28 protein-coding genes and 2 pseudogenes are annotated in these 26,326 nt (G+C 39.0%); 21 read left to right on the top strand and 9 right to left on the bottom strand.

Features of this window, described 5'->3' with window-relative positions; translation table 11 throughout:
* Nucleotides 1–46 precede the first annotated feature (46 nt).
* The 7 genes and pseudogenes from EL241_RS08370 (at nucleotide 47) to EL241_RS08345 (ending at nucleotide 6,297) form a co-directional block, all read left to right on the top strand.
* On the top strand, nucleotides 47–1,222 hold the full coding sequence (locus EL241_RS08370; RefSeq protein ID WP_126320503.1) for an O-antigen ligase family protein: 1,176 nt from the start codon (nucleotides 47–49) through the stop codon (nucleotides 1,220–1,222).
* Nucleotides 1,209–1,781 (top strand): hypothetical protein, encoded by a 573-nt coding sequence (locus EL241_RS13660; RefSeq protein WP_052009202.1) that lies wholly within the window; start codon nucleotides 1,209–1,211, stop codon nucleotides 1,779–1,781. Before EL241_RS08370 ends, EL241_RS13660 begins: the two co-directional genes overlap by 14 nt.
* The gene (locus EL241_RS13655) at nucleotides 1,759–2,412 is read left to right on the top strand and encodes a hypothetical protein (RefSeq protein WP_170166153.1); all 654 of its coding nucleotides are present in this window, start codon (nucleotides 1,759–1,761) and stop codon (nucleotides 2,410–2,412) included. Before EL241_RS13660 ends, EL241_RS13655 begins: the two co-directional genes overlap by 23 nt.
* Nucleotide 2,413: 1 nt before the next feature.
* Nucleotides 2,414–3,653 (top strand): annotated as a pseudogene (locus EL241_RS08360) (nucleotide sugar dehydrogenase).
* A gap of 12 nt (nucleotides 3,654–3,665) precedes the next feature.
* The gene (locus EL241_RS08355; RefSeq protein WP_036106460.1) at nucleotides 3,666–4,868 is read left to right on the top strand and encodes a glycosyltransferase family 4 protein; all 1,203 of its coding nucleotides are present in this window, start codon (nucleotides 3,666–3,668) and stop codon (nucleotides 4,866–4,868) included.
* 12 nt (nucleotides 4,869–4,880) lie between these two features.
* Nucleotides 4,881–5,437 (top strand): annotated as a pseudogene (locus tag EL241_RS08350) (sugar transferase).
* Nucleotides 5,437–6,297, top strand: a complete 861-nt coding sequence (locus EL241_RS08345; protein ID WP_052009204.1) for an NAD-dependent epimerase/dehydratase family protein — start codon at nucleotides 5,437–5,439, stop codon at nucleotides 6,295–6,297. Before EL241_RS08350 ends, EL241_RS08345 begins: the two are co-directional and overlap by 1 nt.
* Before the next feature lie 46 nt (nucleotides 6,298–6,343).
* Here EL241_RS08345 and EL241_RS08340 read toward each other — a convergent pair whose 3' ends face one another.
* The 4 genes from EL241_RS08340 to EL241_RS08325 form a co-directional block, all read right to left on the bottom strand.
* Nucleotides 6,344–6,982 (bottom strand): class I SAM-dependent methyltransferase, encoded by a 639-nt coding sequence (locus tag EL241_RS08340; RefSeq protein WP_036106681.1) that lies wholly within the window; start codon nucleotides 6,980–6,982, stop codon nucleotides 6,344–6,346.
* Between the two features lie 16 nt (nucleotides 6,983–6,998).
* Nucleotides 6,999–8,138 carry a trans-sulfuration enzyme family protein gene (locus EL241_RS08335; RefSeq protein WP_126320502.1) on the bottom strand — a complete coding sequence of 380 codons (1,140 nt, stop codon included), beginning with the start codon at nucleotides 8,136–8,138 and terminating at the stop codon, nucleotides 6,999–7,001.
* Nucleotides 8,135–9,070: a PLP-dependent cysteine synthase family protein gene (locus tag EL241_RS08330; protein WP_269471785.1), complete on the bottom strand. Its 936-nt coding sequence runs from the start codon at nucleotides 9,068–9,070 to the stop codon at nucleotides 8,135–8,137. Before EL241_RS08330 ends, EL241_RS08335 begins: the two co-directional genes overlap by 4 nt.
* 317 nt (nucleotides 9,071–9,387) lie before the next feature.
* A complete protein-coding gene (locus tag EL241_RS08325; protein ID WP_126320501.1) occupies nucleotides 9,388–9,708 on the bottom strand; it encodes a hypothetical protein in 321 nt (106 codons plus the stop codon).
* A gap of 325 nt (nucleotides 9,709–10,033) precedes the next feature.
* On the opposite strand from EL241_RS08325, the gene EL241_RS08320 reads away from it, so the two are divergent.
* The 8 genes from EL241_RS08320 to EL241_RS08285 all read left to right on the top strand — a co-directional run bounded on the left by EL241_RS08320 (nucleotide 10,034) and on the right by EL241_RS08285 (nucleotide 16,526).
* On the top strand, nucleotides 10,034–10,432 hold the full coding sequence (locus tag EL241_RS08320) for a DUF4064 domain-containing protein (protein ID WP_003755289.1): 399 nt from the start codon (nucleotides 10,034–10,036) through the stop codon (nucleotides 10,430–10,432).
* Between the two features lie 27 nt (nucleotides 10,433–10,459).
* Nucleotides 10,460–11,095 (top strand): hypothetical protein, encoded by a 636-nt coding sequence (locus EL241_RS08315; protein ID WP_003755291.1) that lies wholly within the window; start codon nucleotides 10,460–10,462, stop codon nucleotides 11,093–11,095.
* A 134-nt stretch (nucleotides 11,096–11,229) separates the two neighbouring features.
* Entirely contained in the window at nucleotides 11,230–11,484 is a 255-nt protein-coding gene (locus tag EL241_RS08310) for a DUF3116 family protein (RefSeq protein ID WP_003755293.1), read from the top strand.
* A 200-nt stretch (nucleotides 11,485–11,684) separates the two neighbouring features.
* Nucleotides 11,685–13,067: a polysaccharide pyruvyl transferase family protein gene (locus tag EL241_RS08305; RefSeq protein ID WP_003755295.1), complete on the top strand. Its 1,383-nt coding sequence runs from the start codon at nucleotides 11,685–11,687 to the stop codon at nucleotides 13,065–13,067.
* A gap of 203 nt (nucleotides 13,068–13,270) precedes the next feature.
* On the top strand, nucleotides 13,271–14,443 hold the full coding sequence (locus EL241_RS08300) for a CDP-glycerol glycerophosphotransferase family protein (protein ID WP_126320500.1): 1,173 nt from the start codon (nucleotides 13,271–13,273) through the stop codon (nucleotides 14,441–14,443).
* A 13-nt stretch (nucleotides 14,444–14,456) separates the two neighbouring features.
* Nucleotides 14,457–14,867 (top strand): glycerol-3-phosphate cytidylyltransferase, encoded by a 411-nt coding sequence (gene tagD, locus EL241_RS08295; RefSeq protein ID WP_036106472.1) that lies wholly within the window; start codon nucleotides 14,457–14,459, stop codon nucleotides 14,865–14,867.
* A gap of 91 nt (nucleotides 14,868–14,958) precedes the next feature.
* Entirely contained in the window at nucleotides 14,959–15,654 is a 696-nt protein-coding gene (locus EL241_RS08290; protein ID WP_036106475.1) for a helix-turn-helix domain-containing protein, read from the top strand.
* 26 nt (nucleotides 15,655–15,680) lie between these two features.
* Complete coding sequence (locus tag EL241_RS08285; RefSeq protein ID WP_126320499.1) at nucleotides 15,681–16,526, top strand: IS3 family transposase; 846 nt, start codon at nucleotides 15,681–15,683, stop codon at nucleotides 16,524–16,526.
* Nucleotides 16,527–16,610: 84 nt separating this feature from the next.
* Here EL241_RS08285 and EL241_RS08280 read toward each other — a convergent pair whose 3' ends face one another.
* The 5 genes from EL241_RS08280 to EL241_RS08265 form a co-directional block, all read right to left on the bottom strand.
* Nucleotides 16,611–16,805 carry a hypothetical protein gene (locus tag EL241_RS08280; protein WP_077912790.1) on the bottom strand — a complete coding sequence of 65 codons (195 nt, stop codon included), beginning with the start codon at nucleotides 16,803–16,805 and terminating at the stop codon, nucleotides 16,611–16,613.
* A gap of 56 nt (nucleotides 16,806–16,861) precedes the next feature.
* On the bottom strand, nucleotides 16,862–17,707 hold the full coding sequence (locus EL241_RS08275; protein WP_036106478.1) for a YitT family protein: 846 nt from the start codon (nucleotides 17,705–17,707) through the stop codon (nucleotides 16,862–16,864).
* 295 nt (nucleotides 17,708–18,002) lie between these two features.
* Nucleotides 18,003–18,155, bottom strand: coding sequence for a hypothetical protein (locus EL241_RS13650; RefSeq protein ID WP_169308989.1), 153 nt, complete (start codon nucleotides 18,153–18,155; stop codon nucleotides 18,003–18,005).
* A 134-nt stretch (nucleotides 18,156–18,289) separates the two neighbouring features.
* Nucleotides 18,290–19,081, bottom strand: a complete 792-nt coding sequence (locus tag EL241_RS08270; RefSeq protein ID WP_036106480.1) for an SDR family NAD(P)-dependent oxidoreductase — start codon at nucleotides 19,079–19,081, stop codon at nucleotides 18,290–18,292.
* Between the two features lie 183 nt (nucleotides 19,082–19,264).
* Nucleotides 19,265–19,480, bottom strand: coding sequence for a helix-turn-helix domain-containing protein (locus EL241_RS08265; RefSeq protein ID WP_003755309.1), 216 nt, complete (start codon nucleotides 19,478–19,480; stop codon nucleotides 19,265–19,267).
* 148 nt (nucleotides 19,481–19,628) lie between these two features.
* Between EL241_RS08265 and EL241_RS08260 the strand changes: the two genes are divergently transcribed.
* The 6 genes from EL241_RS08260 (at nucleotide 19,629) to clpX (ending at nucleotide 26,255) form a co-directional block, all read left to right on the top strand.
* A complete protein-coding gene (locus EL241_RS08260) occupies nucleotides 19,629–20,015 on the top strand; it encodes a helix-turn-helix domain-containing protein (protein ID WP_036106483.1) in 387 nt (128 codons plus the stop codon).
* A 215-nt stretch (nucleotides 20,016–20,230) separates the two neighbouring features.
* Nucleotides 20,231–21,052, top strand: a complete 822-nt coding sequence (gene proB, locus EL241_RS08255) for a glutamate 5-kinase (protein WP_003755312.1) — start codon at nucleotides 20,231–20,233, stop codon at nucleotides 21,050–21,052.
* A 1-nt stretch (nucleotide 21,053) separates the two neighbouring features.
* Nucleotides 21,054–22,295 (top strand): glutamate-5-semialdehyde dehydrogenase, encoded by a 1,242-nt coding sequence (locus EL241_RS08250; RefSeq protein ID WP_036106487.1) that lies wholly within the window; start codon nucleotides 21,054–21,056, stop codon nucleotides 22,293–22,295.
* A 198-nt stretch (nucleotides 22,296–22,493) separates the two neighbouring features.
* Complete coding sequence (locus tag EL241_RS08245; RefSeq protein WP_036106490.1) at nucleotides 22,494–23,429, top strand: hypothetical protein; 936 nt, start codon at nucleotides 22,494–22,496, stop codon at nucleotides 23,427–23,429.
* Between the two features lie 123 nt (nucleotides 23,430–23,552).
* Complete coding sequence (tig, locus tag EL241_RS08240) at nucleotides 23,553–24,839, top strand: trigger factor (protein WP_003755319.1); 1,287 nt, start codon at nucleotides 23,553–23,555, stop codon at nucleotides 24,837–24,839.
* 159 nt (nucleotides 24,840–24,998) lie between these two features.
* The gene (clpX, locus tag EL241_RS08235) at nucleotides 24,999–26,255 is read left to right on the top strand and encodes an ATP-dependent protease ATP-binding subunit ClpX (protein ID WP_036106492.1); all 1,257 of its coding nucleotides are present in this window, start codon (nucleotides 24,999–25,001) and stop codon (nucleotides 26,253–26,255) included.
* The last annotated feature ends 71 nt before the right edge of the window (nucleotides 26,256–26,326 follow it).

Below are 26,326 nucleotides of genomic sequence, written 5' to 3'. Positions count from 1 at the left end.
GTAATTCACATTCAGGTGAAAATAACGGGATAGAGTGGATGAAGATATGAAATATATATTTTTACTATCAATAATAAGTATGAATTTTTTCATCGTTATATCGACTTTTCTTAATGAAGTGCTGAAAATAAATATTTATCCGTATTATTTCATTACCATGGTAGTGATTGCAGCGTTTACGATCCTTTATGCTTTTGTTAAGATCGGCATGGATAAAGCTATTCCGGTGAAACTGTTTTACGTTCTCTTGCTGTTTCTGGTAGTTACTGTTTCCTATGCGATTTCGCCCTATCATAATGTAAAACTGGCAACGAATAACTACCTGTTTTTCTTACTATGGAGCATACCCGCTGCTGTTTGTGGCGTTTTCGCAGCCAAATTCACAAAAAAAGAAATCGAAAATTTCTTTAAATGGATTTTCTGTATTTTCTCTATAAGCATGGTGTTCATCATTTTAGTACCATTTTTATTAGGGAAACTACCTTCCTACATAAACTTTGGCTTAATGAATTACCAAAATCTTTCTTATATTACTGCTTTTGTGATTGGACTGGGCTTTTATTTTATTCTTCAAAAAAGTATCAAGGCAAAGCTGTTCTATATCATTATGATCATTCTCCTCATCCCAGTGATTTTGATTTCCTCTGGACGTGGCGGCGCTGTTTTGCTGATTCTTTATATTTTACTAACGAGTGTCAAAATAATGACAGACAAGCAGATTTCCACTTTGAAAAAAATCATATTAGGCGGAATGATCCTATTGTTTATTGTCATGTTCTTGAGTTTAGTGTTTGTGATCGATAAAGACGGCCGAATTTTTTCTTACATCTCGGACGACGGCATTTCCTTAGATCAAACTTCTGGAAGAAATTTTATTTATGAAAATGACATCACTATTATCAAAGAACATGTATGGAGAGGGCATGGACTTTTCAATTATTACCATTTGATCAATAATATCCCGCATAATATAATTTTGGAATTTTTGCTGATCGGCGGCGTATTTGGCTGTATGATCTTTTTATTCCTCGCTGGCCGGCTGATCGTCAAATATGCAAGCTTCTTTAATAAAAATTCGCCAGACGGTATCGTCGGTTATATTGCGTTATATCCGCTGACGATGTTGATGTTTAGCTCTAATTTTTTGATCACCAGCGAATTTTGGTTTGTCGTATTTTATCTATTTGCCAAGATAAAGGAGAAAACTTATGACGAAGCTTAGTTTTTTAAAGGACAGCATCAAAACCGTTATCGGCTCGTTGATTATCGCATTTGGCTTACAGCTGATTGCTTATCCATTTATTGTGAACCAAGTGGGAAACACGCACTTTGGAGAAATATTAAACATCTATACCATTTTGACCTTGGCAAGTGTGGTCTTAGGAAATACCTTAAATAACATTCGCTTGATCAATATGGCTCGCTATGATCCAAGACGAATCTACCGAAATTTCCGTTATTTGCTTGGGATTTCAATTCTAGTAGAAAGTGTGCTTTTAGCTGCGGTGCTCGTGATTTTTTACAACGAAAACCTGATTTCGATCTTATTGCTGGTCGTTATCAATATGCTGATGTGCCTGCGGATCTATTTGAACGTTTTTTACCGGATGTTGTTACACTACAACAAGATTCTTTTCGTAGCTGTTTTCCAATTCTTAGGCCTGTTAGTTGGGCTGCTCTTCTATCAATACATCAATTATTGGGAACTGATATTTTTGGCAAGTGAGATCGTCGCGATGGGCTATATTATTTTTTTCTTTGCGCCACCATTTTGTAACTAGGGAAATCGCCAATGCGCATGGAACCAGCCCAACTAACGATTATCTTATGTTGCTGGGTACTAATTTTTTAAATAATATTTCGATTTATCTGGATCGGCTGATATTATTGCCGCTGATTGGTGGTTCAGCTGTAACGCTGGCTTTTCTAGCGACTTTTATCGGGAAAATGCTAGCAACCTTCTTATATCCAGTCAATAACGTCATCCTTTCTTATATTTCGGTGAACAATGTCCAAAATAAAACCAAACAATACTTTCGCACACTTATTTTGGGTACGCTGTTTTCTGTAATAGTTTTGGCGATCTGCTATCCATTGACCATCTTCATCGTGGAAAAAATCTATCAGCAGAATAGCGCCATCATCAAGCCATATATCATTATCGGGAATATGGGGATGCTGTTCAGCGTCATCGGGAATATTGTCCAATCGCTAAATATTAAATTTATCTCTATTTCTATCCAAACCATTTTCCAAGTGGTGTTTGTGTTTGTTTACGTGATCTCGGAATTGATCTTGACTTTTTTCTTTGGATTAACGGGCTTTTTCATCGGGGTACTACTGCTAAACTTTATAAAAATGATTTTTTTAGCAATGTTAGGAATCAAGTACTCAAAAGAGAGGATTGGATGATATGAAACTCACAGTGATAGGGTTAGGGTATATCGGACTGCCAACGGGATTATTATTCGCATCAAAAGGTGTGGATGTGGTAGGAGTCGATATCAATAGCAATGTGGTGGAAGGACTTAACAACGGTAAACTGCATATCGAAGAAACTGGAATGGAAGAGTTGCTCCACGCTAGTTTAGCAGCAGGGAATTTCAAAGCTTCACTGGAAGTAGAAACCGCAGATTATTATATTGTGGCAGTACCAACGCCATATTTGTCAGATAATTCTTGTGACTTATCTTATATGAAAGAAGCGATTGCAAAGCTGAAAGACGTACTGAAAAAGGGGGATACTATCATCATTGAATCAACGATCGCACCGCGGACGATGGAAGATATTGCAGCACCGATGATCGCGGCGTATGGTTATGAGATCGGGGAAAATATCTTTTTAGCACACTGCCCTGAACGTGTTCTGCCGGGGAAAATCATCGAAGAAATGGTCCATAATAATCGGATCGTTGGCGGCATCACACCAAACTGTGCTAAAAAAGCTAAGGAACTATATCTTACACTTGTCAAAGGCGAGATTTTCGAAACCAAAGCAAGTACCGCCGAAATGTCGAAACTAATGGAAAATACCTATCGTGATGTCAATATCGCTTTGGCAAACGAACTTGTCAAAATAAGTGATTCCTTGGGGATCAATGCTCTAGACGTGATCCAACTGGCAAATGAACATCCGCGCGTTAACATCCATTTCCCAGGACCCGGAGTGGGGTGGACACTGTCTTGCGGTCGATCCTTATTTTATCGTTGCAAGTGATCGAGCAGATGCCAAATTGATTGCGATCTCACGTGAAATAAACAGTAGCATGCCGGCATTTGTCATCGGAAAAGCGAAAAAAATAATGGCAGCTAAAAATGGAAAGCGAATAACTGTGCTAGGACTTACGTATAAAGGAAACATCGATGACATAAGAGAATCACCAGCCTTAGAGATCTACCATCAATTAAAGCGAGAAACGGATTTTGAGATTGTTGCGCAAGATAGTCATGTAAACTTAGATTGGGTCGAGGCAGACATCAAAAACGCATTGACCGGCAGTGATTTGGCACTGGTACTGACGGATCATAAAGAATATAAGGAGCTAAACAAATATGTGACGGAGGACATCATTGTGTTTGACACTAAAAATATCGTCGACGAAGCAGAAATCGATCATTATTATAACTTCAATTCGATTTCGGAAATAAAGTAAGGGGATGTACAAATGAAAAACAAAAAAATTGTCATACTCTGCCAATATTTTCATCCGGAATATGTTTCCTCCGCCACACTCCCAACTCAAATGGCAGAGGACTTGGTAAAAAAAGGGATGGATGTAGATGTGATCTGTGGCTGGCCCAAAGAATACACTAACGCAAAAGCTGTCCCCAAAAAAGAGAACTATAAAGGCATCCAGATCACCCGCTTAAAATATACGCAGTTCAATAATAAATCGAAAATCGGTCGCATTATCAATTTCTTTTCCCTTTTTACGATGTTTTTGCTACGGGCACCAGCAATGTTGAAGTACGATCATATCGTCGTATATTCCAATCCCCCGATCCTTCCATTTGTCCCGGATTTGATCCACCGGCTCTGCAAACGCGATTATTCGTTCGTCGTTTATGATATTGCTCCCGACAATGCCATCAAGATTGGTGCCACCAAATCAGGTAGCATGATCGACCGGCTCATGAAATATATCAATAAGCACGTCTATAAGAATGCTGAGAATGTGATTGTTTTAGGAACAGAAATGAAAAATTACCTCATGGCGAACCATATTTCCTATACACCAGAAAATATCCATATCATCCCTAACTGGTATGAAGATAATTTCCAGAGCCCCATTATCCACAATGAGAAATTTAAAGCGATCCGGGAAAACTATCAAAAAATCTTACTCTATAGCGGAAATATGGGGAAACTGCAAGACATGGATACCATTCTTGATTTTCTGGAATCAGCAAAAGAGAATCCAGACCTCTTTACGATCTTCTGCGGACATGGCGATAAACAGGCGAAAGTGAAAACTTTTATCGCAGAAAATAATATTTCTAATGCGATCGTGTATGATTTCTTAACAGGAACCGATTATTCCGATGTTTTAATAATGGCGGATTGCTGCATTGTTTCGCTAGTCAAAGAAGGTGTTGGACTGGGCGTTCCGAGTAAGATATATGGCTACCTTGCGGCTGAGAAACCCTTGATCGCGATCATGGATAAAGATACGGATATCGTCCGTCAAATAACCGACTATCAAGCAGGCATCCATCTTCATAATGGAGAAGCAGCGCAAATGAAAGCTTTCGTTGAACAAAACAGTCCGGCTGACCTAGCACGAATGGGGAAACAAGCTTACGAGATTTTCAAAAATAATTACACGAGAACGCAAAATACAGATAAATACTATGAACTACTGAAATGAGGGGGATGGAGAATGAAAAGAGTATTTGATTTTTTCAGTGCATCCATTGCTATTATGATTCTCTCTCCGGTTTTCCTAATTGTCGCCATATTGATCAAAGCAGAATCAAAGGGGCCGGTCATTTTTAAGCAAAAACGCTCAGGACTGCAGAATCAGCTGTTCAATATTTATAAATTTCGCTCGATGAAAGCCGATACCCCGCATCTGGCTACCGACAAGATCGATGCCAGCATATATATTACCAGATTCGGTGCCTTTATCCGCAAAACATCACTCGATGAACTACCGCAACTCTTCAACATCATCAAAGGCGATATGTCCGTTGTCGGCCCTCGCCCAGCCTTATTCAACCAGTACGAGTTGATTGAAAAAGGACGCAAGCCAATGTACATAGGATCAAACCTGGCTTGACTGGACTGGCACAGGTGATGGGAAGAGACGATATTACGGATGAGGAAAAAGTGAAATATGATAAATATTATTTGGAAAATCAAAACTTTTTCTTAGATATGCGGATTATTTATAAAACGATCCAAAATACAATTACCTCAAAAGGTGTGAAGCACTGATGCCAAGAAAAATACTATTGACAGGCACATCCAGCTACGTCGGCAATCATTTGGAAGCCGCTTTTCAGAAAAAAGGCGAAGTGGTGGAGCGGATCAGTATGCGTACGCCGGATTGGAAAACTACTGATTTTAACGGTTATGATGTCGTGATCCATTTAGCGGCACTCGTTCATGGTAGCGATCCCCATGCGTCGTTAGAAGATTATCTGCAAATCAACTGCGAACTGACAAAAGAAGTAGCAATAAAAGCAAAAGCGGAGGGCGTCCGGCAATTTGTTTTCTTCAGTACCATGGCAGTTTTTGGATTAGAAGGAAAGATCGAACAGCCCATTCAAATCGATGGAAGCACGGTGCCCGATCCACAATCCCCGTATGGGAAATCAAAATTAAAAGCCGAAAATCATCTTCAACAGATCGCAGCACCCGATTTCCATATTTGTATTGTTAGACCACCGATGATCTATGGCCCAGGAGCACCCGGTAATTTTGCGAGACTGGAGAAATTGGCACGTATCCTCCCATTCTATCCGCGAATCGATAACGCGCGAAGCAGTATATATATCGGGAATTTGGAAAGGTATATCATGCAGCTGGTCGCAGATAACAAGACAGGGTACTATCACCCACAAAACAGCTATTATCTACATACAAATCAAGCAATTGCAATTATGCGAGCCACGCAAGGAAAGAAAATCCATACCATTCCTATACCGAAAATGCTGAAAAATTTACTAGGAGGAGTTTCGACAGCAAACAAAGTTTATGGTAGCTTGGTTTATTCACACGATTTGGATAAAGAAAAAATCGTGTTGGAAGAAATAGGCCTAGAAGCATCTTTATCAAGAAATGGAAATAATTAAATCCAGCATTTAAAAAAGACGATAGGAGCTCCCATCGTCTTTTTGGTTATTTATAGGCAGTCACTAACCACGCATAACTATTTTGCTGCTCAAAGGAAACCGTAAATCCCGCTCCCTTGAAAAGTGCTTCCAACTCACTGATAAGCGGATAATATTCACTGATCAGATCTTCCAGAAGCGCGTCGTAGCCTTGCTCTTTCGCATCCCGTAAGATAGCTTGGAATGCTTGGAGGGAAAGGAACATGGTATCGGCAAAAATTACTTTCCCTCCTTGAGGAAGTAAAGCATAATACTTTTCAATAGCAGCACGCTTTTCTTCTGCATTTAAATGATGAAAAACAAACGAACTGACAATCGTATCAGGAGTGAAGGGCGGCTCTGGAAATTCCAACAGATCCCCGTCGTATTGAGTAAAGCCTTTTGGTAGTTTGCTACTAGCTTTTTTTCGCATAGCAGCAGAAGGTTCGATTGCCATCACACGTTTTTTCTGGTGAAGCAACTGAAGTGTCAAATTCCCCGTGCCGCTTCCGAATTCGATGATTTTTTCTCCGCTTTGTACGGCGATCTTTCCCAACATCTTGGAATAATTTTCGAAAACAGCGGCATAAGCCGGGTCCTTTCCTGTAACAAATGCATCATATGTTTCGGCCCAATTTGAAAAGACCGGTAAAAATTCTCTGCCCACTTGTGTTCCGCCTCCATTAATTTTGATTAAAAGCATGCTCCAGATCCGCGATCAAATCCTCTTCGTCCTCGATCCCAACAGAAATGCGGATCAAGTTATCTTTGATCCCTGTTTTTTCACGTTCCGCTTTAGGGATGGAAGCATGGGTCATCAGCGCAGGGACTTCGATCAATGTTTCCACTCCGCCGAGACTTTCTGCCAAAGTAAAATATCTTAACGCTGCAATGAATGTTTCAACATTTACCGTATCGTTTAATTCGACTGAAACGATTCCGCTGAAACCAGTCATTTGTTTTGCAGCAACTGCATGATTGGGGTGTGATGCCAAGCCAGGATAATAAACTTTCGCTACTTTCGGATGTTTTTCCAAATAATGAGCGATAGCCAACGCATTTTTTTCATGTGCTTCCATGCGCAGACCCAATGTCTTGATCCCGCGTTGCAACAGCCAGCTGTCTTGCGGTCCAAGCACACCACCGATCGCATTATGCAGAAAACCGATCTCTTCAGCGAGCTTCGGATCATTTGTCACCGCGACCCCTGCGACAAGATCACTGTGACCACCAAGATACTTCGTTGCACTATGCACAACGATATCAGCTCCCAAATGAAGTGGACGTTGAAAATACGGGCTGGCAAACGTATTATCGACCACAGTCAGCAAGCCGTGTTTCTTCGCCAATTCACTGATTTGTGCAATATCGACGATTTTCAGCAGCGGATTACTTGGCGATTCGAGCAATATGACTCGTGTATTCTTTTGGATAGCGCGCTCTACGTCTTCCAAATTATTGAGATCCAAGATCGAAAAGTGGATATTTTGTTTATTGAGTACTTGGGTCAACAAGCGATAGGTACCGCCATAGACATCATCGCCCACGATCACATGATCACCAGCTTTTAATAAGGAAAAAACGGTAAAAATCGCTGTTAAACCAGAAGAAAACGCAAAACCCTGTACGCCGTCTTCCAACTCTTTTACCAATTCTTCCAGCGCCAGTCTGGTTGGATTTCCAGAGCGCGAATATTCAAATCCTTTATGTTTCCCGATTGCTGTTTGCTTGAAAGTAGAAACTTGGTAAACCGGCACATTCACTGCGCCCGTCAATTCATCGATACTGATCCCACCATGTACAGCCGTTGTTTTTAAATTCATTTTTTCTCCTCCAATTTGTTTGTATAATGGTAAATATCCTTGCTTAAATAGCGCTCGCTACTATCTGCAAAAACCGTTACGATGTTACTGTTCTCGATTTGTTTAGCCTCTTTCATTGCTGCTGCAAAAGCTGCGCCACTTGAACTACCAACAAAAACGCCGGTTCGGCGAGCTAATTCTTTCGTAAAGTAAAAGGCTTCGCTGTCAGCGATGGTATAAATCGCATCGATAGCAAGCTGTTCCATAAACGGCGGAATAAACTCGACCCCGATGCCTTCTGTATCATGCGCTCCTGCCGATCCGCCATTTAGGATCGAGCCTTCAGGTTCAACCATTGCCAAACGAATAGCAGGAAACTGTTCTTTTAAATAAGCTGCTGTTCCGGAAAATGTCCCGCCGCTTCCGACTCCAGCGAGAAAAGAATCGATCTTAGCCAAATCTGCTACTAATTCAGGACCCAGTGTTTTGTAATAGGCCTTGGGATTTGCTTGATTATAAAACTGAAGTGGGAGATAAGCGTTCCCAATCTCTTCCTGCAGCGATTTTGCTTTGCCAATCGCTCCTTTTATACCAAGCGAAGCCTCTGTATGAATGATTTTCGCACCCAATGCCTTCATCAATTCTTGTTTTTCAAAACTGAACTGCTCTGGAACCACTAAAACAACTGGCAAGTGATGCTCCAAAGCTGCTAGCGCGATCCCGATCCCGGTATTTCCTGCTGTAGGTTCGATAATCGTGGTGTTTTCCGTGATCAGCCCGAGCTTGAACCCCTCTGCGATCAGCATCGCACCAAGTCTATCCTTCATACTTCCCCCAGGGTTGAACATCTCAAGCTTTGCGTAGATCTTATTATTATTTGGAACCGAGAATCCCGTTACTTCTAAAAGCGGGGTATTACCGATCAGCTCCTGAATTCGTGATATTAACATCATGATCCTCCTGTCCTTTTGGAAATCAAGGTAAAAAAAGAGAGTGAAATGGACATACGCCATTCACTCTGAGAACCTATTTTACATACATAAAAAGGTATATTGTTATTCAGAGAGAACGCAAATCAAACAATACAAATAGCACAACAGCAATATGCTCTTGTGAGACAGCAACTTTTAGTAGCTAATGTCGTATTGTTTTTCATTTGAATTCTCCTTCATCTATAATTCCTACTAAATCGATAGGGTTAGTACAAATAAAATATACTGCAAAGAAGAGTAGATGTCAAGAAGTGTACGGAAAACTTTCTTTTTTCAACTCATCCACCGCCCGCACCTAAGGCAAAAAGGATTCCATTTATAACAAGCAGCAGGAAATTTGTACAAAACAAGGTATAGGAAGAAAATTTATATTTTGTTACAAATAAACTAAGAAGTGCACCAATAAGGGCGAGAATAGGGATCCCCAAAAACGCAAAGATCGCGAAAGCGTTATTGATGTGGTCATTGGCAAAATGCGGAATAAAAAACCCTATTAAACGATTGAAAGTATCGCTATTGAGATTGGTTGAGGCAAGTACGAGAAGAAGATTAAATATAGAAATAAAAGAAAAAATATTGATAAGCAGCCATTTCTTCATAGATGTTCCTTCCTTCATTTTATTTATGCTCAAAAGGTAACATAAATGCTAGAGGAAAACAATCCCTAGCTGTGATCACAGATTTTGCTAGTATAAATAAGAATATTGAAAAATCAGCCTTAGGGAGCGCCATTATATGTTTCCTACTTTTCACCGTTCTGCCAACAGCGCGAGGACGGCGATTGCTCCTGAAGAAAAGGAAAATTCTATGATTCATCGCAATAAAGATGGCGTTTGTTAGAACTTTCTGCAGGAGTTACACCTATTCAAAACTAGCTAGTTACTATATAATCAATATGAAGAATAAACAGAAAGAGGTTACAAAATGAATAATAGAAAAGCAGAATTTATTTTAGCCATCATTGGTGCAAGTTTAGCAGTCCTCGGGGTGCTCATCATGGGAGGAATAGTACTTCTCGCAACCTTTTCAGCTGTTAGAGAAGCTCCTCAAATGGCTACGGACGATCAAATTGGGATGGTCATTGGCGGAGCATTCATCGGTATCAACTTTATTTTAGCGGTCATTGCTAGCGTATTTGGATTTATTGCTGCATTTAAAATGAAAAATGGCACATCTGTTAAGGGTTGGTCCATCGTATTAGTTGTGGTCGGCGGGCTTTGTTTCTTTAGCTATGGCTCGATCACAGGCATTCTTTTCTTGATTGCTGGAATCCTATCGCTTGTAAAATCGGCAAATGAAAAAAAGACATTCGATACTTTTTAATAAAAATACGTAAAAAAGAGGCTGCTTATGACATTTAAAACAAAAAAAATCATGATCTACAGCATATTGATACTTATTGTCATTGGACTTGCATTCGGAGGCTATTGGTTTTATAAACTTAAACAATTTGCTTATTTAGAAGTCAAAAATTATCCGATGCACGTGAAAAAAGCATTTCCTTATAATTATAATGTCGGGGAAGCAGAGGGTAAATCGGGGCTGGAAGTACATTTTAAAAAAGCAAACAAACTTTCTGAAATAAGAATGGATTCCCCGAATAACCTTAGTTATTCCGGTGAAAAACAAACATCGCGAGCTGCTATTTATTTTGATGACAAAATTTCGACACAATTGGAACTATACAGCTTAGTGGTGAAAAGTAATCAGAATGATAAAGTGACGATCCATGTGGATGCTGCACACACGCAATTTACGATCGGCATCAAAAACGGGGAAAGCATCGATGTCGCTCTTGTATCCCATGATCGAGAAAATGAACTCACTGTGAATCCTAGCGATGACCCAGAATATGAGTATCATCATTATACACTCACTGGCAAACAACTGGTTTTCAAACTTGTTCCGCATGATAAGCGCTCTGAAAAAAATGAATGGTCTGTAGAGGGCGCAGGAAAAGTACCCAAAAAAATAATAGCAGAGTAAATATTCGAAAAAAGTGTGTTAGGATAGCTAGCGCACTTTTTTAGTTTGGCGAGAAGCAAATTCGTGGTATATTCTTTATAACAACCATTCAGTGGGGATTGAATGAGCATAGCACGGGATAAGGGGGAGAGGACATGTGGCAGCCGAACCAAAAACAAATCCAGGAAGTGATCCGTTTAGTGAAAGATCCTAATTTCGCTATGCCGATTTTTAATTATGATAGTTTTGATACCTTTCATGTGGAAATGACGAAAAACGAACTGCTTCAAACTGCTTATTGGCTAGAATATAACGGGTACATAGAGCGGCGTCCAGTAATGGCAAATAATCCAAAACGGTATTATCTGACAGAAGTTGGCAAACTATTAGAAAGATCCATTCACGAATAACAAGTTTACTTGCGAACAAGTAGACTTATTGATTTTGGAAGAAAAAGCGTATATTAGGTGTCATTGATTACAGTTTAGTGAAATATTATTTCATTTAATTAACAATTAGTCATCTATTTGCTTACAGTCATTGTAAGATAAGCTGTAGTTCGTTATCCTGTTACTATAGGTGATCAAAACACAGGGGGCAATAAATAACTATGAAACGCTTTTTAATACGTTCTGGCATCTCTCCATTGGATGTCAAAAGTCCAGAAGAAATCATTGCTAAAAATTCAATTGGCGGGAATGTCGGCAACCTCATTTATGCGTATAGTGTCTATCGTACATTAACAACAGAAGATGTTACTTTTGTGCCAGATAATTACCGCATCAATCCAAGTGATGCTGATAAGATCAACAAAGAATATGATTGTTACATAATTCCATTAGCGGATGCATTCCGCCCAGATTTTGTTTCTAGTTTAAGAAAGTATGCAAAATTGATCAAAAAACTCACCATTCCTGTTATTGTGATCGGAGTGGGGTTAAGAGCGCCTTTTGAACCGAAACTCAACGAAGGCTTCCCATTTGATGATGACGTAAAAGCATTTGTAAGTGCTGTTCTTGAAAAGTCATCTATCATTGGTGTGCGGGGACAAATCACTGCAGATTATCTGACAAGACTAGGTTTTAAAGAAGGCAAAGACCATATGGTGATTGGCTGTCCTTCCATGTATGCGTTCGGTCCAGAGCTGAACATTCGCGATACCACGATTACAAAAGATTCCTTGATCGGAGTTAACTCGTCCAAACTTTCGCCGGACAACGTTTTAGATTTTATACAACGATCAACAGAAGAATTTCCGAATTATTACTTCATTCCTCAGTGGTTGACGGAGATGAAGCTTACTTATCTCGGCAATGCAAAGATCAAAGCGACTTCTGCATATTATCCGAATGATTTGAGCCATAAATTTTATCAAGAAGGCCGTGTGAAATTCCCGCTAAATGCGCCGAAGTGGATCGACTTTTTGAAAGAGGCTGACCTTGTTTTCGGTGCTCGTCTTCATGGTAATATCACAGCAGTCATCGCTGGAACACCAAGTATTTTGATTCCAAAAGATGCACGAATGAGAGAACTGACAGAGTTTCATGACCTTACGCACATTTGGGCAAACGAAATTACTGCCGAAACAAAATTGGCGGACGTTATCGAGCAAGTAGATTTTAAATCGCCAGAAAAAAACCATGCTGCTCATTTCGAGAATTACATTGAATTTCTAAATAAGAACGAGCTAGATCACATTTACAAATCCGGCAACTATCCAGCAAGTGTCCCATTGGATGATCAGTTAGCTAAACTGGATCTGTTAGAGCCAGTTGACGCGATCACGAGATTGAGTATGGCCGAAGCAGGAGAACGTTGGGTCGAACACCAAAGTTATGTGGATAAAATAATGAAAGAAAAAGATCAAAAAATCAAAGATCTAAACGCGACAATCAATAAGAAAAACAAGAAATTATACAAACACGAAGGCACGCTTAATCGCAAAGCTGTAAAACTAGCACTTAATATTGCGGATCGTTTTTCTTCTAAATAATTGCTTCTATCCGAAAACTTCACGCTATTTAACGCGTGAGGTTTTTTTTGAGGGAAAATATTGAATTTTTCAACTATAACAAACAAACTATTTACAAAAATATAAGTAGTAAACAAGTGATTGTTATGATATTATAAATTTTGTTAGTATTGTGTTAAAAATTTGTAAACAACCTCGATAAAAAAGGGAAAGAAGTGGGCAGTTTGAGGAGACTTAAAGCAAGGGCAACTACTTTTTTTATAAATGGGTTCATGCACATCTTTGATTTGTTGCCAAAACGAAAAAGAGTCATCTTCGAGAGCTTTTTCGGTAAACAATATAGCGACAGTCCAAAAGTGATCTATGAATATCTAAAAAAACATAAGCTTTTTAAAGAAAAACAATTGATCTGGGTAGTGAAATCAGGATTTGAGAAGGAATTTGAAGATCTTGATCTTATTTGTGTACGAAGAAATAGCCTTAAGTGGTTGTTCTATTTAGCTACATCCAGTTACTGGGTCAATAACATTCGAATGCCGAACTGGGTCTACAAAAGTAACCGGACGACTTACCTGCAGACATGGCACGGCACACCTATAAAAAAATTAGGTCTGGACATTGAGCATGTGACTATGCCGGGAACCAATACGGCCAAATATCACCGGAATTTCGTGGAAGCGACCTCGAAGTGGGATTATATGATCGCTCAAAATGATTACGCAGCTAAAATCTTTGAAGAAGCATTCCACCTCGAACAAGAGAAAATATTGACCATGGGCTATCCACGAAATGAAGAATTGACCAAGGTCGATGAACAAGAAAACCAACGAATAAAAGAGCGGCTGCATTTGCCGCAAGATAAAAAAATTATTCTGTTTGCACCGACATGGCGAGATAATCAGAATTATAAAAGAGGCGAGTATATTGGAGAAATCCTCTTTGACCTCGAAAAAATGTATGAAGCACTACACAAAGACTACATTTTATTGATAAAATGGCATTATCTCATCAGCGATAAAATGGTGATCCCAGAGAAATATCAACATTTCGCTTTCAAACCGCCACAACATATCAATATCAACGAATTATTCAAGATCAGTGATGTTTTAGTTACAGATTATTCGTCAGTGATGTTTGATTTTGCGAATTTAGATCGAAAAATTCTTTTTCATATTCCAGATTATGAGGAATATAAGAGCGATACCCGCGGATTATATTTTGATTTAACGAAGACTTTTCCATTAAGTACCTCATTTAGAACAAAAGATTTGATCCGTAACATTTTAAACGAAGAAAATGAGTCCGCTGCATTTTTTGAACAGCTTTGCTACTTAGATAAAAGACATCCTACGGAAAAAATCGTCAATAAAGTTTTTTATCATAGGGAAACGAAATAGAGGAGGAGACAGCATGAAAAAAGTAATCACTTATGGAACGTTTGATTTATTACATTGGGGACATATTAATTTACTGAAACGAGCAAAATCATTAGGCGATTATTTAGTGGTAGCGATCTCGACTGATGAATTTAATGCTGTCAAACATAAGCAGTCGTTCCATAATTATGAGAACCGCAAACTTATTTTGGAAGCGATTCGTTATGTAGATGAAGTCATTCCGGAAAATGACTGGGAACAAAAAATATCGGATGTACAAGCACATGATATCGATATTTTTGTAATGGGAAATGATTGGGAAGGTAAATTCGATTTTTTAAAAGATTATTGCGAAGTTATTTACTTGGAACGGACAGAAGGAATCTCCACTACGCAAATAAAACAGGATCTTTCTGGATCCAATAATAAGGATACAGATAAATAAAAATAACCTCCGCTGACCAATGATACACTCCCTATAAAGTAGACACTAGAAATAAAAAATCTAGTTAAACTTTATAAGGAGTGTATTTTTTATGACCATGAATAGAACTGATTTTGATACCAGAGTATTTTTAGTTAATGAAATTATAAGAAATGGAAAAACCGTTACTACTGTTGCCAAAGAAAACAATCTGAATCGTGGAACTTTATCAGACTGGGTTAGAAAGTATAAAAAGTCTGGTCCCGAATCTTTAAAACCGTATAGAAAAAAGTATAGTTATACATATCAAGAAAAGATAGCAGCGGTTAAAAGAGTTATTTTAAATGGAAAATCTATCCTAGGAACTGTTGAAGAATTTAATATTTCTTCAAAGGCTGTTTTAAAAGCATGGATAAAAAACTATAATAGGCAGAAAGAACTCAAAAATACAGGGAGTAGGCTTTCAACTATGAAAAGTAAAAAATCATCTAAGAAAACATCCATACAAGAACGACTAGAAATAGTTCAATATACAATAGCTCATAATTATAACTATCAAGCAGCCATTAAAAAATATGGAGTTTCTTATCAACAAATTTATACATGGATTAGAAAATATAATTCTAAAGGAATTCAAGGATTACAGGATAAGCGTGGCAGAAATCAAATCATTGAAGAGTTATCAGAAATAGATAAATTAAAACTGGAGAACAACAAATTAAGAGACCGTAATGAATTTTTAGAAATGGAAATTGATATTGAAAAAAAGTTACAAGAGCTCAATCGGAACAAAAAACTTTTTCACTAAGCTACAAAGAAAGTTATTACCAAACGATTTTAGAGCTCCATACAGCAAAAGGATATAAGATAAAAAGTCTTTGTGATTCAATAGGTGTAAGTCGAAGTGGTTACTATAAGTGGTTAAATAAAGAAAAATCAGTACAGGAAATCAAGATTGAGAAGTTAGCAATAGAGATTAAAAGAATTTTTGAAGAATCAGACAAAACCTTTGGTGTTGTGCGTATTCAATGTGCTCTAAAAAGAGAGCTCAATATAACTATCAGTTCTAAAAAGGTTCGTCGATTAATGAGAATTATGAATTTATATCCAGAAATTCGTAAAAAACGATCTGACTGGGTTAGAACAGTTCCAGAGCATACTTTTGAAAATGTGATTAGTCGAGATTTTGTAGCATCTAAACCTAATAAAAAATGGTTTACTGATGTCAGCTATTTGTTTTATGGTAATCACCAAAAAGCGTATATAAGTGCGATTATAGATAGATATGATTTAAGTATTGTATCGTATGTCATTAGTACGAAAAATGATAACAAACTCGTAATGGATACTGTAAAAAAAGCCTTAGAATTAAATCCTGAAGCAACACCTATCATTCATAGTGATAGAGGGTTTCAATATACATCTAATGAATATAATTTATTAAGTAAGAGTTCAAATTTCACTATAAGTATGTCTCGAGTCAGTAAGTGCCTGGATAATCAGCCTATTGAGTCTTTTTGGGGTGTTTTAAAATCAGAATACTATTATCGATATAAATTTAAAACTTTAGATTCATTAGAAAAAGGAATTGAAAAATATATAGAGTTTTATCAAAACAAACGATATGTCCCTAAATTTAATGGATTAACTCCACTAGAATTTAGAAAAATAGCCATATAAAAACTCCTAGAATTAATCTAGGAGTAAATATTTTTTTATTTACCATGTCTACTTGACGGGTAGTGGTTCACAACGCAGCGGAGGTTATTTCTTTTGATTCCAGTAATACGCACATAAAACCCCAATGCTCCCAACTGTGAGCATGATAATACCGATCACCATATTTTCAAAATTACTAAAATCCCAAAACAGTGAAATCCCAATGTTGATAAGCCCTAAAATAATAAAGATGCAGCCAATAACAAGCAAGGTAATTAACGAATAAGAACTATTTTTCATCACTGTTACCTCACTTTTAAAATAGAATGCTTCTCTAGTATAACAAAAAAGGGAGGTTATTCGCTGGTAATCTGCTTCGTAAATCCTTCACCAACGACACTTTGTGCATCATTGATGATGAAAAAGGCTTTATCATCATGACGATTTACGATTTTAGTGAGCGGCAAAAGTTGTGCCCGGCTGATCACGATATACAGAATCATTTTATCTTGTTTCAAATAATAGCCTTGTCCATGGAAAAGAGTGATGCCACGTTCCAATTCTTGATCGATATCCGCAGCGATCGCTTCGTATTTCTCGGAAATGATCGTAACGGATTTTTTCGGGTTATAGCCTTCCAAAATGAAATCTAATACTTTGGTGGAGATATAAAGGGAAACGATCGTTAGCAACATATTTTCAAGTCCAATAACAAAAACGGACGGAATAACCACGATCAAATCAAAGAATAGAAGGGCATAGCTGGTATTCCAGCCCAGGTATTTATTGGCGATCTTTGCTAAAATCGCACTTCCTGCTGTTGTTCCGCCGCCATTCATAATCAGCCCCATCCCAATTCCCATCAAAGATCCGGCAGCGAGTGCGCCGATGATCGTTTGGTGCGGGTGGAATGCAAGTGGTTCTGTAAAATGTAGGAAAATAGCTGTAAAACTGATTGCCACGATCGTCCATAGGATCGTGCTGCGGTCTAAGTAACGATAACCAATAATCATTAGGATCCCATTGAAAATCAGGGTTGTGATCGCAGGTGCGATCCCTACTAGATAATAGAGCAGCATTGTAAGGCCAGTGACGCCGCCTTCCCCTAAATGGCTAGGAATCGCAAAGACATTCACTGCCAAGGAAAATAGAAAAGCACCAACCACAATTTTTATTAAGTTCAATACGGTTTCTTTTTTCATTTTTTTCTCCTTTCTGTGCATAAAAAAAGACCCCAAAGAATAACCAAGACGGTAATTCGGAGTCTTTTTATCAAAAAAGCATTAAGGCATCGATTTGCCATTAACTGTCTCACCATAAAAAAGCTATATTACAAAATTAATATATCATAGTAATAAAAAGTTGACAAGCTTCCTTTTTAAGAGCAAACCAATCAGGAGAAAATCGCCATAAACGGCATGAAATTAAGTATCAGTAAACCGAGTAAAACGCCGATGACGATTTTAATAACAAGTGGTTTTTCACTTTGCTCGTTCTTCATTTGGTAGCCTCCTTATTTGTCCAATGTGCAAATTCATTTTTTAATGGGAAATAGGTCGTCGTCTTTTTCTTATAGATTTGAAGGATAAACAAGACCGTCAAATAGACAGGTATCGATAAAATGAGCATCATAAAAAGTCCTTTTTTCATCCAATCACTCCTTTTCTTAGCAATACCAATTCTCTCTCTAGTGTACCAAAGTATAGGACTGATATGCAATTTTTGTAACATAAATTTGGAAAACACCCCAAAAATAATTTTTTGGAGTGTTTTTCGTTATAAGCTTAGAAAATAGTTGGGACCATACCGCCATCTGCTCGAATAGCCGCACCACTGAACCCGGTTGCTAGTGGGCTACTGATGAATGTCACCAAACGGCCGATTTCTTCCGGCTTGATCAATTTCTCGATTTGCGAAAGGGGACGATGCTTCACCATGAAATCGTGTTCTTTTTCCGTAAATTCCATGTCATCCGGATACATATCATTCAACATATCCGTCACGCCTTCTGTTAATGTGGAGCCGGGCATCACCGTGTTGACAGTTACGTTAGTTCCTTTTGTAAGTTTGGATAGGCTTTTAGCAAGGGAGAGTTGCATCGATTTCGTCATACTGTATTGCGGCATTTCTCCAGAAGGCATGATGGCTTCTTCACTGGCAATAAAGATAATTCTGCCAGAATTGCGATCCAGCATTTTGGGAAGATAAAATTTTGCCAGTGCATTTCCAGCTAAGACATTTAGATGGAAAAAGCGATTCCACGTGTCATCATCGATATCATAGTAATCCATTGGTTGAAAGATCCCCATGTTATTGACAAGGATGTCGACTTCCGGAAAAGCCTCGAATAAGGCTGTTTGATCTTCTGTCTTACCTAAGTCATATGCCGCAGATCGAGGCTCTGTTTCTGGAAAGCTTTTTTTCAGTTCTTCTACGACTGCTGCTGTATCCGACTGACTTCGTCCATTAACAATAACGTGTACACCTTCTTTTGCTAATTCTTCGGCAATGGCACGGCCGATTCCTTTTGTTGAGCCAGTAACAAGTGCTGTTTTTCCTGTTAATTTCATTTCCATCTTTTTACACCTCATTATCTTATTATTAGTAGTTATACCATTATTATTATATAAGTAAACAATGCCTTTGCTAAGTACGGACTTTTTTCTCCTATAGGCACAAAAAAGTAATAAAAAACAGCCTACCCATATTTGGCAAGCTGATAGCAGTTTCTTTTATTTATCTTTAAGACGGACGAGAGATCAATCGTAAAATTCCCGAATATCGCACATCAAAATCTCACTTAAAATGATCGCATTTCGATAGGATAAACGAACCTTACCACTTTCAATGGCGCTGTACCCGCTCGTATAGCGATATCCCATTTTTCTTGCAACAAAGGCTTGAGTAATTCCCCGATCTAAACGCAACTGTTTGATTTTAGCAATGTTAATTTGCTTAGATGCTGATAGTTTCATCGTGCTGCCTCCTTAACACATATTGAGTGATATTATTCATAATAACAACTCTAAACGAATGTGTCAAATCACTATACATTCTTGTTGTGTTGAATTATAGTTAAATTGACCAAGATATTATATAATGTAGGTCAAAGGAGTGAAATCTATGCCTATATTAAGTCAGCGACTAACTTTACTTAGAGAGAACCAAGGTTGGTCAAAAGCAGAAACAGCAAGAAGATTAGGATTAAAAGCCCCTTCAACCTACGGCAATTGGGAGTATGGAATACGGGAGCCAGACTTGCAAATGGTTGCAAACATTGCCGAGCTTTATGATGTAAGTGTAGATTACTTGATCGGACAAGACGATGAAACAGATGCGCAGGGAAATGTTTTAAATGTAGATATCCAGTTGGAACGACTTTGCATGGATTTGAAAGGTAGCAGCTCACTAAAGCTGAATGGCCAGGATCTAGCACCGGAGATCGCTACTTTCATGCGGGAATCATTGTTATTTGTTCTCGAGCAAGCAAAAACATTAAATGAAAAATAAAAAACACACGGAAGCTGTAAAGATCATTTTTACAGTTTTCGTGTGTTTTCCGTCGTAATATCTATTTTTATTATACCAGATATCGTTCAAATTCCCAACAAAAAAATGAATAATGCGTGAAATACCTGAAAATTCGCTCAAAAATACTTTGTAATCGGTTGGATTTTAGTTTATAATTCAAACTAAAATCGTGAGAAGAAAAGGGGAAGAAGAGCATGCGTAGCGCGCTAAAAAACTGCGAACGAATCGTTGTCAAAGTTGGAACTAGTACATTGATGTATGACAATGGGAATGTCAATCTACGGGCAATCGAAAAGTTAGCCCGTGTTCTAGCCGATCTGAAGAACGAAGGTAAGGAAGTCATTCTTGTATCTTCGGGAGCGATCGGAGTAGGTTGCCATAAATTGAATCTATCGATCAAACCGCAGACGATCCCTGAAAAGCAGGCAGTTGCTGCAGTCGGACAAACAGAGCTCATGCATCTTTACAGCAAGTTTTTCGGAGAATACGGCTATATGACCGGACAAGTTTTGCTGACTCGCGATGTGACTGACTTCCCGCAAAGTCGCGAAAATGTTGTCAATACCTTGGAGACATTGATTAAAAAGGGGATCATTCCGATTGTCAATGAGAACGATACGGTGGCAGTGGAAGAAATCGAGCATTTAACGAAATATGGCGACAATGACCGTTTGTCAGCTATTGTGACTAAGTTGATCCAAGCGGACATTTTGATCATGCTCTCCGATATTGACGGTTTTTATGAGGAAAACCCGCTTGTTAATCCGGAGGCGAAAATGTTTCATGAGATAACAGCAGTCACTCCAGCATTAAAACAGCTTGCTGGCGGTGAAGGGACTGTATTCGGAACTGGTGGCATGTATACCAAACTGCTGGCTGCGGAATACTGCCTAGCTGCTGATAAACAAATGCTGCTTATCAATGGACAAGATCCAGCCTTGATCTTTGCAGCAATCAATGGGGAAATGCACGGCACACTGTTTTCAAAAAGAAAGCAAATGATCGGAGGCGAATGAAATGGCAGATCTAAACAAACAAGGCAGGTCAGCTCGGCAGGCTGCTCGGCGTCTGGCAACTGCTACTAGAAGCGAAAAAGATGAAGTGCTATTGACACTAAGTCAAAATATTATAAAAGCAGAAAGAGAAATACTGGCGGCGAATGCCAAGGATCTGGAAGCTGCGAAGGCAAATGGTATGTCCGCGTCGATGCAGGATCGATTACTGCTTGATCACGCTCGGCTAGAGAGCATTGCACAAGGGGTACGTGATGTGGCTGCATTGCCTGATCCAATCGGCGAAGTAGATCGAATGTGGAAACCGGAGAATGGTTTGACGATCGGCAAAGAACGGGTACCACTCGGTGTTATCGGTATTATCTTTGAGTCGCGCCCAAATGTGACGGTCGATGCCGCTGTTTTATGCTTCAAATCAGGAAATGCCGTGATTTTAAAAGGCGGTAGCGATGCATATCGATCCAACTCAGTACTTATTCAAGTCATCCAAGCCACCCTTCAAACATACGGATTTCCCGTCGAATCTATCCAGCTGGCAGATGCTTCCAGAGAGACTGCTCAAGAAATGATGCGCTTGAATGGTCTCATCGATGTGCTGATCCCAAGAGGCGGTGCGAATTTGATTAGAACGGTCGTTGAGAATGCTACCGTACCTGTTATTGAGACGGGCAGTGGCAATTGTCATATCTACGTGGATAAGGAAGCAGATATCGATATGGCAGTTTCGATAGTAGTTAGTGCCAAATGTTCTAGACCCTCTGTTTGCAACGCCTGCGAAACCGTGGTCGTCCATGAAGCCGTAGCTGCTGAGTTTTTGCCTAAAATGGAAGCGCTGATGCAGGAAAAGCAAGTAGAACTCCGCGCAGACAAAGCTGCTCGCCATTATCTCAAAACGGCTGTCGCAGCAACGACAGAAGATTATGCTGCCGAATTCTCCGATTTGATTCTTGCAGTTAAAACTGTGGATTCATTGGATGAAGCAATCGAGCATATCAATCTTTATAGTACGGGACACTCCGAAGCGATTATTACCCGTGATTATTTTACAGGCCGGATCTTTCATCGTGAAATCGATTCTGCTGCTGTTTATATCAATGCTTCGACGCGCTTTACAGATGGTTTTGAATTTGGTTTTGGAGCAGAGATCGGCATCAGTACACAAAAACTACATGCTCGCGGTCCGATGGGACTGGCGGAACTGACTTCTACCAAATATATCATCTTTGGAGAAGGCCAAACGAAATAATAGTACTTTGATGAAATATTGATGGTGAAATATGCAAATCAAAAAAATGTTTCCATTACTTTCAGCGATGGGCAGCTTGCCAGTCAAACGATGAAGTTGATCGTTTTTCTTCAAGTTGCTCATTTTTGTGCGGATGCTTGACAAGGTGTTTTTTATCCCATAGAATAAAGCGAATCAAGCTCAAGGGAGTTCTGTAGAATGGATGAAAATAGAAGGTTTCCCACGATCGTAATGAAATTTGCAGATGGTCATAGTGATACGCTATCAGAAGCAGAATATGACAAAGTTGGGATCTACCTAGAAGATAATTATTACCATGATCCGAGTTCTGAAGCTCTGACGCATTTGCTGATCCGTTACTATAATGAAAGAAAGCACTATCTCGATGCCAAAGAGATCGGCCAAGCTTTTTTAACAGATAATGGTTACAGTAAGGCGGTATTGGGAGAATTATCAACCACATACTTAGCGACTGACGAAATGGATACTTATTTTACATTAGTACGAAAATACGTGGCCGAAGAAAAAATCGTCCAAGCGGAGCAGGCGACCGTAATTCCTTTTCCCCGCAAGAGATTGACCGCTAGTAGTGAGGAAATGTATTCCTCTTTTCTGGATTGGAATATTGCCGAACAATTGCAATTTCTACAAAATGTTCGTTTTGAAAAAATAGATTCGTACATTGCAGATTTTCGGCTGCTCTTAAAGACAGAGACCATTTCCCCCTTTGTACAGTCGATTATTTTTGAGATCTTACAGGAAAACCATATCGATGAAAATATAACCGTGCAAAAACTGGGGCGTCAAGCGGTTTTCAATCCAGTGAAAACACCGATCATGGAAGAAAATCCATTTATCCAGACATTCTTTTCCATTTTAAAAGAAAGTTTGGAAAATGATAATCCGAGTTTGCTGATGCAGGTGACGGACATCGTGCAGCAGCATTTATTCCTGCTCTATCCATTTTCACTCGAACCGGAAGAACCAACATTATGGGCACAAGCCTATTATAATTGGATCTCGACTATGTATCATACGCAGCCAATTAAACGGATTGCCGAAACGGAAGAATTGGAACGAGCGCAGCAATTTATCGAACAATTAGAAGAAGCGCAGCAAAAAAATCTCTCATAATGATCTTCCTAGTTTTCAGCTATCAAAATCTGTGTTATTATAAACTAGTATGGCTAAGTGAGGTCATGAGAAAAGAAAGATGCTTAAAAATCGAATTTAATAGATGATGGAGGGAATTGTACCATGTCAGTGAAATGGGAAAAAAAAGAAGGTAACGTGGGTACACTTACTTTTGAAATTGAACAAAGCAAAATCAAAGAAGGGTTAGACAAAGCGTTTGTTAAAGTACGCAAAACTTTGAATGTACCTGGATTCCGTAAAGGAAAAGTACCGCGTCAAATCTTCAACCAACGCTTTGGTGAAGAAGCACTTTATCAAGATGCTTTAGATATATTGTTACCTGAAGTATACTCCGATGCAGTAGACGAAGCTGGTATCGATCCTGTTGATACACCACAAGTAAACGTGGAATCAATGGAAAAAGATCAAACTTGGGTTCTTTCTGCAGAAGTTACTGTGAAACCTGAAGTGAAACTTGGCGATTATAAAGGCTTAGAAGTAGAAAAACGCGATCCAGCATTGACAGATGAAGAAGTGGACGCAGAACTTAAAAGCATGCAAGAACGTCAAGCAGAACTTGTGATCAAAGAAGACGCTGCAACTGATGGCGACACTGTCGTTTTAGACTTTGAAGGATTCAAAGACGGCGAACCATTTGAAGGCGGAAAAGCGGAAAACCATTCGTTAGAAATCGGTTCCGGCCAATTTATCCCAGGTTTTGAAGAACAATTAGTTGGTCTTAAAGCTGACGATGAAAAAGAAATCACGGTTACTTTCCCAGAAGAATACCATGCGGAGGACCTAGCTGGTCAAGAAGCAGTTTTCAAAGTGAAAGTACACGAAGTAAAAACAAAAGAAGTTCCTGAATTAGATGATGAATTAGCAAAAGATATCGACGAAGAAGTAGAATCTTTAGCTGAATTAAAAGAAAAAGTAACAAAACGTCTGCAAGAAGCAAAAGAAGACAGCGTAAAACAAGCGAAACAAGACGAAGTTGTTGCGAAAGCTGTGGAAAACGCAGAAGTGGAGATCCCTCACTCGATGATCCATCATGAAGCAGATCACTTGATGAGCCACTTCACTCAAGATCTTCAAGCTCAAGGATTAACGCCTGAATTGTACTACCAATTCACTGGTCAAACTGCTGAAGGCATGCACGATCAAATGGAACAAGATGCTGAAAAACGCGTTAAAATGAATCTTGTTTTAGAAGCGATCGCAGAAGCAGAAGGTATCGAACCAGCAGAAGCAGAAATCGACGAAGAAGTTTCCACACTAGCTGAAAACTACAATATGGAAAAAGATGCTGTTCGTGCTGCATTAGGCGACTTAAAAGAACTTAAAGCAGATCTTAAAATCCGCAAAGCAATCGAAGTGCTAGTTGATAGCGCGAAAGAAGTTGCGAAGTAAAGCGAGATCTGGCGCTAATGAATAATAAGAGCAGGGCATGAGTTCAACTTATGCCCTGTTTTCCTTAGTACAGATGATTAGTATTTTGAAAGAAGACATGCTATCATAATGGAATAAACAACAAAGAATCGCTAGTTTAGAAGTGGAGGGGTGAAAGTCTTGTTTAAATTTAATGATGAAAAAGGTCAGCTAAAATGTTCTTTCTGCGGCAAAACGCAAGAACAGGTTCGTAAGTTAGTAGCAGGACCAGGTGTATATATTTGTGACGAATGTATCGAATTATGCAACGAAATAATTGAAGAAGAGCTAGGCACATCTGAATTCGTAGATTTTGGCGAAGTGCCAAAACCACAAGAAATCAGAAATATCCTTAGCGAATATGTCATTGGTCAAGAACGTGCGAAAAAAGCATTGTCGGTAGCGGTCTATAACCACTACAAACGCGTGAACGGTCTTGGTTCCGAAGATGAAGTAGAGCTTTCTAAAAGTAATATCTGTCTGATCGGTCCGACTGGTAGCGGGAAAACCTTGCTTGCCCAAACGTTGGCACGTATTTTGAACGTTCCATTTGCGATCGCGGATGCAACTTCGCTTACAGAAGCTGGATATGTGGGGGAAGATGTAGAAAACATCTTGCTTAAACTCATCCAAGCTGCTGATTTCGATGTTGAAAAAGCGGAGAAGGGCATTATCTATATCGATGAGATCGATAAAGTAGCACGTAAATCCGAAAACCCTTCTATCACAAGAGATGTCTCTGGTGAAGGCGTTCAGCAAGCATTGCTGAAAATCTTAGAAGGAACGGTTGCAAGTGTTCCACCTCAAGGAGGAAGAAAACACCCGCAACAAGAATTTATCCAAATCGATACAAGCAACATTCTTTTCATTGTCGGCGGTGCTTTTGACGGTATAGAACAAATCGTCAAAAATCGCATGGGTGAAAAAGTGATCGGTTTTGGTAGTGATAACCAAAGATTGAAAGAAGACGAAACGTATTTATCGAAAGTCGTTCCAGAAGATTTGCTTCGCTTTGGACTGATCCCAGAGTTCATCGGTCGTCTTCCAGTTATTGCGACATTGGAACAATTGGATGAAGAAGCCTTAGTGTCGATTTTGACAGAACCAAAGAACGCGCTTGTGAAACAATACGTGAAGATGTTGGAACTAGATGACGTAACGCTCGAATTTGAGCCAGAAGCACTAAAAGCGATCGCGAAAGAAGCAATCGCTAGAAAAACAGGAGCACGTGGCCTTCGTTCTATCATTGAGAAATTGATGCTAGAAGTGATGTTTGAGATCCCTTCTCGTGATGATATCAAGAAATGTGTCATCACCAAAGAAGCAGTCGAAGGAAACCAAGAACCGCAAGTCGAATTAGCGGACGGTTCTGTGATTCCGATCAAAACTTCCGCTTAAAACAAAAAACGACAAAATTCTGCTTTATGGCAGAATTTTGTCATTTTTTATGTATATGTCATTTTTTATAT

This window comes from Listeria grayi (assembly GCF_900638015.1).
GTDB lineage: Bacteria > Bacillota > Bacilli > Lactobacillales > Listeriaceae > Listeria > Listeria grayi.
Note: the sequence above shows the minus strand (reverse complement) of the source record. Positions and strands in the feature narration are given on the sequence as shown.

What these genes read in the sequence shown, in the direction of transcription:
- EL241_RS08355 (WP_036106460.1), top strand. Translation starts at nt 3,666, where the DNA reads ATGAAAAACAAAAAAATTGTCATACTCTGCCAATATTTTCATCCGGAA.
- EL241_RS08245 (WP_036106490.1), top strand. Translation starts at nt 22,494, where the DNA reads ATGGATGAAAATAGAAGGTTTCCCACGATCGTAATGAAATTTGCAGAT.
- EL241_RS08330 (WP_269471785.1), bottom strand. Translation starts at nt 9,070, where the DNA reads ATGATGTTAATATCACGAATTCAGGAGCTGATCGGTAATACCCCGCTT.
- tig (WP_003755319.1), top strand. Translation starts at nt 23,553, where the DNA reads ATGTCAGTGAAATGGGAAAAAAAAGAAGGTAACGTGGGTACACTTACT.
- EL241_RS08260 (WP_036106483.1), top strand. Translation starts at nt 19,629, where the DNA reads ATGCCTATATTAAGTCAGCGACTAACTTTACTTAGAGAGAACCAAGGT.
- EL241_RS08345 (WP_052009204.1), top strand. Translation starts at nt 5,437, where the DNA reads ATGCCAAGAAAAATACTATTGACAGGCACATCCAGCTACGTCGGCAAT.
- EL241_RS08270 (WP_036106480.1), bottom strand. Translation starts at nt 19,081, where the DNA reads ATGGAAATGAAATTAACAGGAAAAACAGCACTTGTTACTGGCTCAACA.
- EL241_RS08370 (WP_126320503.1), top strand. Translation starts at nt 47, where the DNA reads ATGAAATATATATTTTTACTATCAATAATAAGTATGAATTTTTTCATC.
- EL241_RS08305 (WP_003755295.1), top strand. Translation starts at nt 11,685, where the DNA reads ATGAAACGCTTTTTAATACGTTCTGGCATCTCTCCATTGGATGTCAAA.
- proB (WP_003755312.1), top strand. Translation starts at nt 20,231, where the DNA reads ATGCGTAGCGCGCTAAAAAACTGCGAACGAATCGTTGTCAAAGTTGGA.
- EL241_RS08275 (WP_036106478.1), bottom strand. Translation starts at nt 17,707, where the DNA reads ATGAAAAAAGAAACCGTATTGAACTTAATAAAAATTGTGGTTGGTGCT.
- EL241_RS08290 (WP_036106475.1), top strand. Translation starts at nt 14,959, where the DNA reads ATGACCATGAATAGAACTGATTTTGATACCAGAGTATTTTTAGTTAAT.
- EL241_RS08250 (WP_036106487.1), top strand. Translation starts at nt 21,054, where the DNA reads ATGGCAGATCTAAACAAACAAGGCAGGTCAGCTCGGCAGGCTGCTCGG.
- EL241_RS08325 (WP_126320501.1), bottom strand. Translation starts at nt 9,708, where the DNA reads ATGAAGAAATGGCTGCTTATCAATATTTTTTCTTTTATTTCTATATTT.
- EL241_RS13660 (WP_052009202.1), top strand. Translation starts at nt 1,209, where the DNA reads ATGACGAAGCTTAGTTTTTTAAAGGACAGCATCAAAACCGTTATCGGC.
- EL241_RS08265 (WP_003755309.1), bottom strand. Translation starts at nt 19,480, where the DNA reads ATGAAACTATCAGCATCTAAGCAAATTAACATTGCTAAAATCAAACAG.
- EL241_RS08320 (WP_003755289.1), top strand. Translation starts at nt 10,034, where the DNA reads ATGAATAATAGAAAAGCAGAATTTATTTTAGCCATCATTGGTGCAAGT.
- EL241_RS08315 (WP_003755291.1), top strand. Translation starts at nt 10,460, where the DNA reads ATGACATTTAAAACAAAAAAAATCATGATCTACAGCATATTGATACTT.
- tagD (WP_036106472.1), top strand. Translation starts at nt 14,457, where the DNA reads ATGAAAAAAGTAATCACTTATGGAACGTTTGATTTATTACATTGGGGA.
- EL241_RS08335 (WP_126320502.1), bottom strand. Translation starts at nt 8,138, where the DNA reads ATGAATTTAAAAACAACGGCTGTACATGGTGGGATCAGTATCGATGAA.
- EL241_RS13650 (WP_169308989.1), bottom strand. Translation starts at nt 18,155, where the DNA reads ATGAAAAAAGGACTTTTTATGATGCTCATTTTATCGATACCTGTCTAT.
- EL241_RS08280 (WP_077912790.1), bottom strand. Translation starts at nt 16,805, where the DNA reads ATGAAAAATAGTTCTTATTCGTTAATTACCTTGCTTGTTATTGGCTGC.
- EL241_RS08310 (WP_003755293.1), top strand. Translation starts at nt 11,230, where the DNA reads ATGTGGCAGCCGAACCAAAAACAAATCCAGGAAGTGATCCGTTTAGTG.